The sequence below is a fragment of the Sphingobium sp. C100 genome (genome assembly GCF_000508185.1).
Classification (GTDB): Bacteria; Pseudomonadota; Alphaproteobacteria; order Sphingomonadales; family Sphingomonadaceae; genus Sphingobium.
Genome location: NZ_AYOY01000079.1, coordinates 50,298 through 64,430, shown reverse-complemented (window position 1 = coordinate 64,430; position 14,133 = coordinate 50,298). Strand labels below are relative to the sequence as shown.

Here is a 14,133-nt window from a genome sequence, read left to right as displayed (position 1 = left end):
AGATGCCGGCCGCTTGGGCGATATCACCGCGTTCGAAGCCGAATGCCGGCAGGCGACGACGCTCGATCAGCTCAAATCCTTGCTCGATGCGATTGTGCGTCAGTTCGGATTCCGCTGGTTTGCATTGGTGCACAATGTCGACCTGAAACGCACCACCCGCAAAGCCCTGCTGATAACCACCTATCCGGCGCGCTGGGTCGAGGAGGTAATAGACGCGCGCCTCCATCTTGACGATCCGGTCCACGCCGCGTGCGCCAAGACCGTCTCCGGGCTTACCTGGGATCATATCGGCGATTATATATCGCCCAATGCTCGCCAGCGTTCGATCCTTGAACGGGGTCGCGCACATGGACTGGCATCTGGGTTCACCATGCCGATCCGGATGCGCGACGAGCCGGATGCGATGTTCACCATAGCGCGTCGAGGTGATGACAAAATTTCAAGCCCAGACCTTCTCGCTGCCCGATTGATTGGGACGGTCGCGTTCGATCAGGCTCGAACCCTTCTCGGTCCCGATGAATTGGCAAACGTGCCGATAGCGCTCAGCCCACGCCAGATCGACTGCATTGATCTGGTGGCACAGGGCAAAAGCGACTGGGAGATCGGACAAATTCTGGGTCTGAGCCGCGACACTGTGCACGAATATGTCGAAGGCGCGCGCCGACGTTATGGCGTCCGCCGTCGGACCCAACTCGTGCTTCGCGCCGTCCGCGACGGACATCTCAATATTGAGGCTCTCGTGTAGCAAGTAGATCGGCGGCTTATGATCACCCTTGCCGAAGTGCAGGCGTTCTGCGCTGTGGCCCGCGCCGCTTCGACCTCTCACGCTCTCCTACAGGCTGTCGAAGAAATCACGGCAGCGATGGGTTTCCGCTATTTCGCGCTCGTGCATCACATCGACTTGCTGAACCCGGCAGGCACAGCCGTTCGCCTTGTCAACTATCCGAGAGATTGGGTTGATGCGTTCGAGGAGGGCCGACTGTACGCCGCCGACCCGATCCATCGTGCAAGCCATTCGACGACTATAGGTTTCGCCTGGTCGAAGGTGGCGGCTATGATCTCGCTCCATCCGCGGGACTACGCGGTATTGGCAGCGGCTCGATCTGCGGGCCTTGGCGACGGATTGTAGGGCGACATTTACGGAGGCCGGTTGGCGTCAATTATGATGGCCGGTAAGCGGCCGCACCGAGTGGTGGGATTTGGGTATCACGCGAGCCTTGTAGTGGCAACGGGCCTTGGGCAACCGGATGTTGGTAATTGTCGCTGGCGCCGGTGGTGAAGGCAGCTGTGGCATTGCGGGAGTAATTGACGGTGGCGACAATTACCTGGTGTCGCAATGCCTTATGCGGAATGCTCCCTGGACGCGAGGTTGGCGACAATTACGATGGCCGGTCCGATGCCGGGCCGGTTGGGTGATTATTGGCTGGTTCGATGCGACTGATGGCGGAGCGTTTTCGGTAGCTCTCGCCGTTCATCTCGATGATGGTTGAGTGGTGAACGAGGCGGTCGATGGCGGCGACACTCATGGCGGGATCTGGAAAAACGTTGTCCCAAGCGGAAAATGGCTGGTTGGCGGTGATCGCGATCGAATGGCGCTCGTAGCGATGGGCGATGAGCTCGAACAGGGCGCTGGTCTCGACCTGATCCTTGCGGACATAGGACAGATCGTCGAGCACGATGAGGTCGTACTTGTCGAGTTTGTCGAGCATGGAGGGCAGACTGAGATCGCGGCGCGCAGCCTGAAGTTTCTGGACCATATCGGTGGTGGAGCAGAACAGGACCCGGCGCCCAGTATCGATAAGCGTATGGCTGATCGCCGAGATGGCGTGCGTCTTGCCGGTGCCCGACTGTCCGAAGAACAACAGGTTGCCCCCATTGTCGATCCAACCATCGCCTGTTGCGAGCGAGAGCAGATGGGGTTTGCGCACACCAGGGGCAGCGTCGAAATCGAAGGTGGCGAAGGTCTTGCCTGCTGACAGGCCGGACTGGTCCCGATGCCGCTGGATACGCCGCGTGGTGCGTTCGGCCATCTCGATCTCGAGAAGCGAGGCGAGCAGTTGAACAGCAGGCCATCCATCCCGATCGGCGGTATCGGTAAGCCGCTTCCAGTTGCGGTTGATGCTGGGCAGGCGCAGGGCCTTGAGCATGGTGGGCAGCACGGCTGCGGCTTGATCCTTGGTCCGGGTCATCAGCGCAACTCCATGCTGGTAAGCAGGCTGTTATATCCGCGCGGATCCGGTGGTGGGATCGTCACCTCGTGCCTGGCTCGAAGGGTCGGAAGAAACTCCTGCCTGAGCGCGGTGACATCGGGGAGACGACCAGCATCGAGTGCCGCGTCGATGCGCAGAGCCAGCGCGTCGACACAATCTCCTCTTGCCGCGATATCGAGCAGGGCGACGGTGTCACGGCAGGCTTGGTGGGCATCAAGCTGGTCGTCGAAGGCTTGCCATGCCCGCCTGTAGGCGTGGGCGGGGAACAGGGCGTCGCGGTATACCAGGTTCCGCAATGCCCCGGGCTTGCGCCTCAGGTTGGCGATCATGTGGCGAAAATCGATCTGGTGGCCTCTTTGGGGATGCGGCATACGGACCCGTGGGGTGGTCATCACCTTGTCGGGGCCGAGGAATAGATCGATGCGGTCATCGAAGAGATGGGCGTGCAGCCGACGACCGACCAGGCGGGAGGGGACCGAATAGATGACCCTGTCGATAGGAACGGTGCCGTTACGGCTGACATCAACCGCGATCATGGCAAAGTCTGTGGTGCGGTGTGCTGGCAGGCGTCCCAGCAGGCGGCGTTCCTCGTCGACGAGCCTGGCCTTGCGGCGGTTCTGCTTGGCGACTTCGGCTTCTACAAAATCGCGCCAGGCGCCGAGGCTGTCGAAGTCCCGGCTGCCCCGGCGACGCAGGGCTTGGTCGAGGCGTCGCTTGAGATGGCCATGAGGGCCTTCGATCGAGCCGTTCTCGTGGGCCTCGCCGCGGTTGTTGCGGGTCGCGATCATGCCGTAATGACGGCAAAGGTCGTCGTAGCTGCGGGTGAAATCCCGCTGCGCATCGGCGTCGAGGTTCTTGTAGGCAGCGGACAGGGAATCGCTGCGGTGCTCGACCGGGACGCCGCCCAGCTTCCACAGCGCATCCTGCAGATGCTCGGACAGGGCGGCAAAGCTCTCGCCCCCCAGTACGACAGCGGCATGCTCCCAGCCACTGCAGGCCAGGCGGAAATGATAGAGCCGGTGGGCGAAAGGCTCGCCGGTGATGGTGACCTTCAGGTCGTCGCAGACCGTGAAATCCGATAGGCCCTGCCGCCCGCTCTCGTGGCGCTGCGGGAAGAATATCTCCTTCTCCTCGCCATGCAGCGCCCGCCAGCGGGCAATCCGACGTTCGAGCGTGCGCCTGATCCTGTCGGGAACGGCCTCTTCGCCAAACTCGTCCTGTAGCGTCTCGAAGATGGTGACGGCGAGAATGCCGTCGATCTTGAGCAACTCCTCGATACGGGGCCAGAAAGGCTCAAGAGGATCGGCGCGGGTGCGCCAATGGCGTCCCTGCTTCTTCTGGGAAGGCAAGCGCGGATCGTTCTCGATCCGGCGTGCGCTACGCTCGCTAATACCGGCCTTGGCGGCCGCAACGGACTGGGTGTGATGGCGACGTTCAACCATGAAAAGAAATACCTGCTGATCGGAAAGGTGGTGGCCCGGCATCGCAACCCATCGCTTCAATGTTCGATGAGTGTTCCGATACCACCGCTCGCCGCAGCCCGATCCGCACTCCCGCCCAGGGGAGAAAAGATCGCCATCGGTTGTCTGGCCTGCTCTCCGGTCGGGGCTCCGCCCCTCCCTGCGATCAGGCCAGACAACCGATCCTACCGGCCATCATAGTTGCCGCTGAACCGGCCATCGTAAATGTCGCCGCGCAGCCACACCATCAGCGATGGTGACCTTGCGGGCGTGTCGGGGAGCGCAATCGTCGGCAGAAGCTCTCCTCGCTCACCGAAGAGGGACGTGCTCTCGCGCAAGCGCTTTTCGAAGATCTCAGGCCCAACCTGGCGAATGCTTACTGGGGCAGCAAACGTATCGGCCGTTACGGCTGCTGACAGTGATGGAGCATCTCTGCTGGCCGGATCAGGCGAGCAATGCCGCCGGCTACAACCGCAGCATCAATGGCAGTAAACAGGTGCCGGACCAGGTCTGGGGGGCTGCGTCGACCTGGCCCGGCGGGTATCACCTATCCTGCAAGCCCGGTGGGGGTCAGCGACTTGCCGGTGGCGAGCTCGTTCTCCAGCACCGGGACCGCGGTACCGGCGACCTGCTGCAGCGCCGGGTCGGTTCCGTCCTGTGCGTAACCCTTATGCACCGCCCAGGTATCCTGCTGAACCTGCGCCGACTGGGTGAGATAGAGGTTGTCGAAAGCGCTCTTCGGCGCCTTCTGGAGCAGCTTGAGGAGGGCAGCGCGGTCGGCGGAAAGGGTCGAGGACGGCGCCTTGATCGTGCGCTGATCGTTCTTCAACGCCGCCAGCAGCGCTTTGTGGCTACTTTGCGTCTCTGCCAGAACGCGCTTCGCATAGGCCTTGACGTCATCACGCTGCGCGCGCGTCGCGGCGAGCTGCGACGCCTTGATCTGGTAAAGATTGGCGTCGGCCGCGGCGAGCACGTAGTTGGGTCCACTCTGGCTTGCGATCGGCGAGACGCCGATGTCGGCGCTGGTCATCGTTCCCGAAGTCGCCGGCGAAACAGCCTGAGCCAACACCGGAACTGGCGCCAGGGTAAGCAGCGCGGCAAATATCGCAATCTTCATCGAAATCATCCGTTGGTTTTGTTAGACATTGACCAAGATCAACGGCTCAAACGATAAGGAAACGGAACGGTTCCCTTTTTGGGTCTAATCTGGGTAAATCGGCCCGGCGCGTGACGGCGGGGGGCAGACCTTTGTCGGCGATCGGCCGCCTGATCCGCAGCGCCAGCAGCTCAGCGACATGACGCGCACCCAGCTCGGACATGGTCGCATTCTTTTCGCCATACCCGTTATCGCTGACTATCCTCGACCATGACAAGCTTCTCTCAAAGATCGCTCGTGCGGTCGATAATAAGCGGGTAGGTAATTTAGTTGTTCGCGCGCATATCACTGATGTCCGACCGGGCCAGTTGAGTGCGTCAGGTCAAGGCGTTTACCTGCTGGTATGGGGCGGGTAGACAGCGACAATCGAACTCGCGACAGACTAATTGCCGCGCGAACCTTGCACTGTGAGGATTTGACATCCAAGGCAGCGGTACCACGGTGAGCGTCGGGATTAAGAGCCGGATTCGGAAGTTTCTCAATTCTGACAAAGCCTTGCGGTTCTGCGCGTGAGCATGCGGATTGAGGCGACGAGGGCCCAAGCGGTGGACGAGGCTATGGATCGCTCCCAGTCTTTTGCGAGCCGACGACAGCGCCCGAGCCAGGCAAAAGTCCGTTCGACCACCCATCTGCGGGGCAGCACCTGAAAGCCTTTCGCCTTGTCCGATCGCTTGATGATTTCGATCGTCCATTTGCCCATGCCAACCAAGGCGGATCGTAGCTTATCGCCTGCGTAACCGCCATCGGCAAAGATGTGTCGCAGCCAGGGAAACCGTTTGCGAATGGCTGCCAGCACATCGACGGCCCCATCTCGGTCCTGAATATCGGCGGCATGTACGAGGATGAAGATGAGGAAGCCGCAGGTGTCCGTCAGGATATGTCGCTTCCGGCCTTTCACCTTTTTGCCCGCGTCATAGCCCGAGATTCCGCCACTTTCGGTGGTCTTGACCGATTGGCTGTCGATCACTCCGGCGCTGGGCGAAGCTTCACGCCCTTCGATTTCCCGCAGGTTCATGACCAGCACCGTGTTGATCGCGTCGAACAGACCGGCATCGCGCCAGGCATAGAAATAGCGCCGCACCGTCGATACCGGAGGAAAGCACTTCGGCAGAAGCCGCCACGCCCACCCGCTTGCCGCGATGTACAGCATCGCGTTCAGAACCTCGCGCATGTCGGTAGTCCGGCGTCGGCCACCTCGCCTCGCCGGTGGAACGAAAGGTGCTGCCAGCACCCACTCCGTGTCCGTCATATCCGATGGATATCGCAAACCTTCCCGACTATGCTCACGCCGGGCAATACCAGTCCATGCCACCATCCACTCCTTCTTGTCGCAAAGAGGCGTGAATCACAACATGCTGGTATTGCTCAACAACTTTCGGATCGGGCTCTGAAATATGCTTTGATATCAGCATAGCCAATTGCGGTCCTCTCGATGCAATTAGCGGCGGCGGTTCTTATCGCGTGCCTCCGGCGCCGGAGGCACGCAGCCGATTTCATTGTCCATCGATCCCCCGTCTTGATCAGATCTGCGACGAGCTGGCGCGACGCCTCCCCAATCGTTCCTACCATTCGCGCGCTCTCGCCCCGATCGCGCGCGGTCTTCATGGCCCCGTCGCCAATCGCCTGAGCAGGCGCAAGGCGGGGACCCGGCGGCACTCGACCCTTGGCTATCTCAGCCCCATAGATTTCGAACGGGAAGCTGGCGTAGCCTGGTTGAACCTATCTCGGTGTCCGCCAAACCGGCAGCCCGCTCGGTAGCAGTAGTCGTCACCGGCGAAGCGTCGAGCGATCCCGCTGAGACGGGAGCCGCGGGCGTGGTGAAGCTCCTCGATCAGCTCGCCGGATACGCCAGGGTAATAGACGCGCCTGCTCCGCGACGCGTCCGCTCATCGCGCGGTTCGCGCGTGTACTTCTCTGTAATGACTTCAACGCCGCCGACGCCGCCATGAAGGCGCGGCTTGGAAGCGACGTGCCAACGCCTTCAGTTTTAGTCCCAAGGAGATCGTCCGGTTCATCAAATCTCGGCCTAATTCCAGCCACGCGCTGGACGAGGCGAATGGGCGCGCTGTCTGGCCGCAAGCCCTGGCCGGACACTCGCCTTGCTGGTCCATAGCGCTGAGGTGCAGGATCGCGATGGCGCTGTGCCGCTGCTCAAGCAATCGCGCCAGCGCCACCCTTGCGTTGAACATATCTTCGCCGACAGCGCCTACAACAGCGATCGCGTCCGCAACGCTACCGCCATGACCGTCGAAATCGTCCGGAAATTCGCCGATCAGACCGGCTTCGTCGTCCATCCAAGGCGATGGGTCGTCGAGCGGAACTTCGCATGGAGCAATCGAAACCGACGCCTCGCCAAGGACTTTGAGCGAACCATAAATTCCGCGACTGCTCTGCTATACGCCGCAGCAGCCAGGGCCTCATTGACCTTATGTCTTGACCCGACGCGATAAGAGGATTGATGCAACCACCAACAGCGAACCGATTAGGTGGTATTTTGCGAACCGTTCTCCAAGCAGAGGTACGGCCATCAGGACCCCGAGCACCGATGGCAGGTTCATGTAGACCCCCGCGCGGCCCGAGCCGACCAAGGCGACCGCGCGATTGAACAGCGCGTAGGACAGCAGCGAAGGAAATATCCCGATATAGAGCAGCGATGCGAGCGCAGCAGGTGAAGCCACGGTCAGGCCAGCCCACCAGAGGTGCCAGGCATAGGGCACACTCAAAGCCGCGATCCCGACCCCGAACAGGACAGCCAGCAAACTGAGGTGGTGCATCGCCGGTGCGCGGCGCAGGAAGGTGGCATAGGCGGAATAGAGAAAAACCGCAATGATGGCGAGCAGATCGCCTCGGTTCAGCGCATCCCAGCGCAGATAGTCGGGATGCCCCTTGGTCATGATCCACGCGATTCCGGTGATCGAAAGGAGTGCGCAAACGAGGAGGATCGGGCGCACCCTCTCCCGAAACAGCACAACTGGCATGAGCAGGGTCATCACCGGCATGGTCGATTGCAACAGAAGATTGTTGGTCGCGGTGGTGAACTGCAGGCTTTGATAGACGAGAAAAGAAAACAGCCCCACCCCTACAGCCCCGAGGAGCCCAAGGAACCGCCAGCCGCCAACAATGGCGGGCAGGTCGTCGCGGAGGTGCCGCCAAGCGAAAGGGAGCACGAAGACCAGCGCCACCACCCACCGCCAGAACGCCAGAGTCACAGGTGAGAGCAAGTCCTTGGCCGCCCGCCCGACGATCGGATTCAGGGCCCAAAAGAACGAGGCCAGACACAGCAATAGGGCTGGTGATTGCCAGAGCCTGGACCCAAGACCAAGGATGCTGGACGTGTTGCTATCGGCATCTTGCAACCTAACATTCTCCCCACAAACGCCCCTTGAGAATCGTCCTTGCGCCAACGGTAGGTTTTGCATATGGTGCATCGCGTTGCATGTATAGCACGAATCGACTATGCGGCACTCGTAACAAAAAGCATGGGAGCGATGCGATGAATGGATCGTCGGCACTCGTCGATAACGCCGGTGCGAGCCAGTCTCGCCGGGTGTTCTGGGATCAAGATGTCTATCAGCTGGAGCTGGAGCGAATATTCTCGCGATGCTGGCTCATGCTCGGGCATGATTCGCTAGTTCCCAAACCGGGCGACTTCATTACGACGTACATGGCAGAAGACCGTGTCATCTTGTCGCGGCAGCCGGACGGTTCGCTGAAGGCGTTCATCAATTCCTGCACGCACCGCGGCAACCAGATCTGTCATGCTGACAGCGGCAGCGCCAAGGCGTTCGTGTGCAATTATCATGGTTGGGTTTTCGGTCAGGATGGTTCGCTCGTCGATGTTCCGATGGAAGAGCGGTGCTATCACAGCGATCTCGACAAATCCAAGCTAGGGCTCGCGCCGATCCGGGTCGAAACTTACAAGGGCTTCATCTTCGGCTGCCATGATCCCGAAGCGCCATCGCTTGAGGACTATCTGGGGGACTTCTGCTGGTACCTCGATACGATCTGGGACGGTCCGGACGGTGGTCTGGAACTGGTCGGGCCGCCGTTGAAAAGCACCCTCGCCTGCAATTGGAAAGTCCCGACCGAGAACTTCGTCGGCGATGGGTATCACGTGGGCTGGACGCATGCCGCCGCTCTCCAGATGATCGGGGGCGAGCTGGCTGGCCTGTCGGGCAATCGCGCCGACATGCCGTTTGACGACCTTGGTCTGCAATTCACCATGCGGCATGGCCACGGGTTTGGCCTGATCGATAATGCGGCGACTGCGATCCACGTCAAGCGCGACGGGTACGTCAAATATCTCGAGCAGACGCGGGGCGGAATTCGCGAAAAATTCGGGCCGGAGCGCGAACGGCTCTATGTCGGTCACTGGAATACGTCGATCTTCCCCAACTGTTCGTTCCTCTACGGAACCAACACCTTCAAGATCTGGCATCCGCGCGGGCCGCATGAAATCGAGGTCTGGACCTATACCATGGTGCCGAAGAATGCCGACACCGAAACTAAGCGGTCGATCCAGCGCGAAGCGATCCGTTCATTTGGTACGGCGGGAACGCTCGAAAGCGACGATGGCGAAAACATGTCGTCGGCCACCTACAACAACAACGGTATCATCACCCGAAAGGGGCGGATGAATTCGAGCATGGGCAAGGACCGCGAAGGGCCGCACCCCGTCTATCCAGGAATTGTCGGGGTCAGCTTCATCGGCGAAACCTCGTATCGAGGCTTTTATCGTTTCTGGCAAGAAATTCTCGATGCGCCAGATTGGGCCGCCATCCGGGCCAATGACGATACCTGGGATGCAATGTGGACCAACCGTAATTTCTGGCCTGAACGTCTGTCGGCGAAGCAAGCCGAGCCGCAAGACTGATCCCGACAGCAATCTGGACCGCAAGATGACCGAAACACGCAAGCCCGTAGGCATGGAACTGCATCATGCCATCGTCAGTCACTATTCCGCCGAGGTGCGGATGTTGCAAAACCAGCAATATCGCCAATGGTTCGATACTGTAATCGCCGAAGATATCCATTACTGGATGCCAGTTTACGAACAGCGGTTTGCACGTGACCGCCGCCCGGATCCAACCCCGGGGGATGCCGCAATCTACAACGATGACTATGCCGAGCTGCAGCAGCGGGTCGACCGGTTGCTGACGGGCCAGGTATGGATGGAAGATCCGCCATCACGAATCCGCTATTTCGTTACCAATGTCGAAGCATTCGAAATTGCACCGTTTGAATTCGAGGTGTTCTCCAATGTTCTGGTGCACCGCAATCGCCGACAGAGCGAAGTTTACGTGCACACGCTGGGACGCGAAGACAAGCTGCGGAAAACAGACAGCGGCTTCAAGGTATTCAGCAGGAAGCTGAATATCGACGCGCGCGTCGTGCAGGACAAGAATCTCTATTTCTTCGCATAAGCAAATTCGATCAAATAGAAATCAGGAAACGGGAGAGAAATAATGGACGCATACGCGGCAATTATTGAGCGTCAGGGTGGTGAATTCGTTCTGGATAACGTCTCAATCGAGGATCCGCGCGACGGCGAAGTGCTGGTCAAGGTTGCTGCAGCTGGCATGTGTCATACCGACCTGACGGTTCGCGATCAATATTACCCGACGCCGCTGCCGGCGGTGCTGGGCCATGAAGGTTCGGGCGTTGTCGAAAAGGTCGGACGCGGCGTGACCACTGTCAAGCCAGGCGACAAGGTCGTGCTCTCCTTCAGCTATTGCGGCACCTGTCCATCGTGCCTCAAGGGGCATCAGGCCTACTGTCCGAGCCTGTTCCCGCTCAATTTCATGGGCCGCCGCCTGGATGGTTCGACGCCGATTACCCGCCACGGCCAAGAGGTCAACGCCTGCTTCTTCGGGCAATCCTCGTTCGCGACCTATTCGATCGCGTCGGAAAACAACTGCGTCAAGGTTGCCGACGACGCACAGATCGAACTTTTGGGCCCACTGGGCTGCGGCATCCAGACCGGGGCGGGCAGCATCCTCAATGCGCTTTGTCCCGAACCTGGCTCCTCGATCGCGATCTTCGGGGCCGGGTCGGTGGGCCTCAGCGCAGTGATGGCCGCCAAGGCCTCGGGCTGCCTCAAGATCATCGCGGTTGACCGCAACGCAGGCCGCTTGGAACTGGCGCGTGAACTGGGCGCCACCGATGTGATCGACGCCAACACGGTCAACGCTCAGGAAGCGATCGTCGCGATGACCGGTGGCGGCGCCGACTATGCCATGGATACTACCGCCATTCCAGCGGTGCTGCGCTCGGCGGTGGACAGCACGCACAACATGGGTGAAACCGCAGTGGTCGGCGGGGCGCAGCTGGGCACCGAATTTTCGCTAGACATGAACAACATGCTGTTTGGCCGCAAGTTGCGTGGCGTAGTCGAAGGATCGAGCACCCCGCAGGTCTTCATCCCGCAACTGATTGCGATGCAGAAGGCCGGGCTGTTCCCGTTCGAGAAGCTCTGCACCTTCTATGATCTCGACCAGATCAACCAGGCCGTCGAGGATACCGAAAAGACCGGCAAGGCGATCAAGGCCATTCTCAAAATGTAGATCGCTTCTGGGGCGGCGCACCAATCGAATTGCGCCGCCTTGGACCTGCACCTGAACCTCAGGAATTTAACAATGTCGAGTGTGTTTCCCTTCGGTTCCGGCGTTCTGGTCGCAGGTCAGATTGACCTCGACAAGCGCGTCCTGGGCGGGAAGGGGGCCAACCTCGCCGAGATGGCGCGGATCGGGCTGCCCGTCCCGCCTGGATTCACGATCTCCGCCGGCGAATGCCTCGCTTATCTTGACCACGGCAGAGCTTCACTTGATCGCATCCGCGATGAGGTTTCGGCTGCTTTGGGGCTGGTCGAACGGGCGACGGGCAAGACGTTCGGCAATCCTCGCGATCCCCTGCTGGTCTCGGTGCGTTCGGGAGCGCGGGTATCCATGCCGGGGATGATGGACACGATCCTCAACCTTGGCATCAATGATGCGACCGTCACCGGCCTGGGCCAGTCCTCCGGGGATGAGCGGTTCGCGCTCGACAGTTATCGCCGCTTCATCCAGATGTATTCCAGTGTCGTGCTCGAAATCGAGCATGGCGTATTCGAGGCAGCCCTTGACCGCATCAAGGAAGATCGCGGCGTCGATGAGGATATCGATCTTCGAGTGGACGATCTGCGCGGCCTGATCGCGACCTTCAAGGATCTCGTGCTTGCCCATCACGGCGCGGCCTTTCCTCAGGATGTACATGAACAACTCTGGACGGCAATCGAGGCGGTGTTCCTCTCATGGGACTCACCGCGAGCCAAGGTCTACCGGCGCCTGAACGATATCCCCGGAGATTGGGGCACGGCGGTTAACGTCCAGGCCATGGTGTTCGGAAATCTTGGCGAGACCAGCGCTACCGGTGTCGCCTTTACCCGCAACCCTGCAACCGGCGAGAAGGCCTACTACGGCGAATGGCTGGCCAACGCCCAGGGTGAGGATGTTGTCGCCGGCATCCGCACGCCCCAGTATCTGACCAGGGCTGCCCGCGAAGCCGCAGGTGCGCGGCTTCCCTCAATGCAGGAAGCGATGCCGAAGGCCTATGCTCAACTTGCTGAGGTGTTCGAACTGCTGGAGCGCCACTATCGCGACATGCAGGACATCGAATTCACAGTCGAACGCGGCAGGCTCTACCTCCTTCAGACCCGTTCGGGCAAGCGCACTGCCATGGCCGCGCTCAAGATTGCCGTCGACATGGTCGAAGAGAGCCTGGTCGACGAAGTGACCGCGCTGCTCCGCCTCGACCCGGCCTCGCTCGACCAGTTGCTTCACCCCTCGCTCGATCCGAATGCGCCGCGGGTGCTGCTCGGAAAGGGTTTGCCTGCCTCGCCCGGGGCAGCCTCGGGGGGTGTGGTATTCGATGCGGAAACAGCGGAACGGTGGGCCGAATTTGGAGAGAAGGTCATCCTCGTCAGGCATGAGACGTCGCCTGACGACATCCATGGCATGCACGTCGCAACCGGCATTCTGACGGCGCGCGGCGGCATGACCAGCCACGCGGCCGTGGTCGCGCGGGGTATGGGCCGGCCATGCGTGGCGGGCACCGCCAGTCTCAAGATCGACCCGGTCGCGCGGGTCGCCGAGATCGGCGGCCAGCGGCTCGAAGAGGGCGCATTCATTACGATCGACGGTTCGACCGGCGAAGTGTTCCTGGGCGAACTACCGACAATCCAGCCCAAACTTTCGGGCGATTTCGCAACGGTGATGGCATGGGCTGACAAGCATCGCCGCCTGAAGGTTCGGACCAACGCGGAAACCCCGCTCGATTGCGAAATGGCCCGCCGGTTCGGGGCCGAAGGGGTCGGGCTTTGCCGAACCGAGCACATGTTCTTCGATGAAAGTCGGATCCTCGCTATGCGGCAGATGATCCTGGCCGACAGCGAAAAGGAACGACGCTCCGCGCTCGACCAGCTTTTGCCCGAACAGCGCGCCGACTTCCGACGAATCTTCGAGATCATGGAAGGCTTGCCAGTCACCATCCGCCTCCTCGATCCGCCGCTGCACGAGTTTCTGCCGCATACGGATAGCGAGTTCACCGAGCTTTCGCGGGCGATGGGTATTGACGTGGAGCAGGTTCGGAATCGCGCAATCGAATTGGCGGAAACCAACCCCATGCTGGGGCATCGAGGCTGCCGACTTGGCGTGGTCTATCCCGAAATATACGAAATCCAGGCTCGCGCGATTTTCGAGGCTGCGCTCGAAGTCGCGGGCGAGGCGGGCATGGCGGTCTGTCCCGAAATCATGATCCCGCTGGTCGGATTGCCGCGTGAACTCGAATCACTGAAGGATACCCTGTACAGGGTAGCTGAAGTCGTGTTCGCCGAAAAAGGCGAGCGGATCGCCTTTAGCGTTGGCACCATGATCGAGCTGCCGCGGGCAGCCCTGGTTGCCGACGAAATCGCTGCAAGCGGGGAATTCTTCTCGTTCGGAACCAATGATCTGACCCAGACTACGCTGGGCATCAGCCGCGACGATGCGGCGCGTTTCCTGGGTGCTTATGTGGAAAAAGGCATTATCGCCAAGGACCCGTTCGTCACTCTCGATATCGAAGGGGTCGGCAAGCTGATCGAAATGGCATCGCGCAAAGGGCGCGAAACTCGGCCCGACCTTAAACTGGGGATCTGCGGCGAGCACGGCGGCGATCCGGCCACGATCGCTTTCTGTGAGGAGATCGGGTTGGACTATGTCAGCGCATCGCCTTTCCGGGTGCCGATTGCCCGACTGGCTGCGGCCCAGGCGGCGCTGGCGCCTTCATGAACGGC

11 protein-coding genes and 1 pseudogene are annotated in these 14,133 nt (G+C 60.6%); 7 read left to right on the top strand and 5 right to left on the bottom strand.

Going from position 1 to position 14,133, the window contains the following annotated elements:
* Both C100_RS31455 and C100_RS31450 read left to right on the top strand, forming a co-directional pair.
* The coding region (locus tag C100_RS31455; protein ID WP_024018983.1) for an autoinducer binding domain-containing protein at positions 1–745 on the top strand (745 nt) is incomplete at its 5' end.
* An 18-nt stretch (positions 746–763) separates the two neighbouring features.
* Positions 764–1,129 carry an autoinducer binding domain-containing protein gene (locus C100_RS31450; RefSeq protein WP_052028240.1) on the top strand — a complete coding sequence of 122 codons (366 nt, stop codon included), beginning with the start codon at positions 764–766 and terminating at the stop codon, positions 1,127–1,129.
* 250 nt (positions 1,130–1,379) lie between these two features.
* Here the strand turns inward: C100_RS31450 and istB are convergent, their stop codons facing one another.
* The 4 genes from istB to C100_RS31430 all read right to left on the bottom strand — a co-directional run bounded on the left by istB (position 1,380) and on the right by C100_RS31430 (position 6,141).
* Positions 1,380–2,189 (bottom strand): IS21-like element helper ATPase IstB, encoded by an 810-nt coding sequence (istB, locus tag C100_RS31445; protein WP_024018982.1) that lies wholly within the window; start codon positions 2,187–2,189, stop codon positions 1,380–1,382.
* Entirely contained in the window at positions 2,189–3,694 is a 1,506-nt protein-coding gene (gene istA / locus C100_RS31440) for an IS21 family transposase (protein ID WP_024018981.1), read from the bottom strand. Before istA ends, istB begins: the two co-directional genes overlap by 1 nt.
* Before the next feature lie 523 nt (positions 3,695–4,217).
* Entirely contained in the window at positions 4,218–4,787 is a 570-nt protein-coding gene (locus C100_RS31435; RefSeq protein ID WP_031308889.1) for a DUF4142 domain-containing protein, read from the bottom strand.
* A 517-nt stretch (positions 4,788–5,304) separates the two neighbouring features.
* Complete coding sequence (locus tag C100_RS31430; RefSeq protein ID WP_024018979.1) at positions 5,305–6,141, bottom strand: IS5 family transposase; 837 nt, start codon at positions 6,139–6,141, stop codon at positions 5,305–5,307.
* A gap of 769 nt (positions 6,142–6,910) precedes the next feature.
* Here C100_RS31430 and C100_RS47805 point away from each other — a divergent pair.
* Positions 6,911–7,276 (top strand): annotated as a pseudogene (locus C100_RS47805) (transposase); the annotation flags it as partial.
* On the opposite strand, the gene C100_RS31420 reads toward C100_RS47805, so the two are convergent.
* Positions 7,253–8,182, bottom strand: coding sequence for a DMT family transporter (locus C100_RS31420; protein WP_024018977.1), 930 nt, complete (start codon positions 8,180–8,182; stop codon positions 7,253–7,255). The pseudogene C100_RS47805 and the gene C100_RS31420 sit on opposite strands and share 24 nt — an antisense overlap.
* A gap of 137 nt (positions 8,183–8,319) precedes the next feature.
* Here C100_RS31420 and C100_RS31415 point away from each other — a divergent pair, with 137 nt between their 5' ends.
* The 4 genes from C100_RS31415 (at position 8,320) to ppdK (ending at position 14,128) form a co-directional block, all read left to right on the top strand.
* Positions 8,320–9,699, top strand: a complete 1,380-nt coding sequence (locus C100_RS31415) for an aromatic ring-hydroxylating oxygenase subunit alpha (RefSeq protein ID WP_008827665.1) — start codon at positions 8,320–8,322, stop codon at positions 9,697–9,699.
* A gap of 25 nt (positions 9,700–9,724) precedes the next feature.
* Complete coding sequence (locus tag C100_RS31410; protein WP_008827666.1) at positions 9,725–10,249, top strand: aromatic-ring-hydroxylating dioxygenase subunit beta; 525 nt, start codon at positions 9,725–9,727, stop codon at positions 10,247–10,249.
* 42 nt (positions 10,250–10,291) lie between these two features.
* Positions 10,292–11,389, top strand: a complete 1,098-nt coding sequence (locus C100_RS31405; RefSeq protein ID WP_024018976.1) for an NAD(P)-dependent alcohol dehydrogenase — start codon at positions 10,292–10,294, stop codon at positions 11,387–11,389.
* 72 nt (positions 11,390–11,461) lie between these two features.
* Entirely contained in the window at positions 11,462–14,128 is a 2,667-nt protein-coding gene (gene ppdK, locus C100_RS31400) for a pyruvate, phosphate dikinase (RefSeq protein ID WP_008827668.1), read from the top strand.
* Positions 14,129–14,133 lie beyond the last annotated feature (5 nt).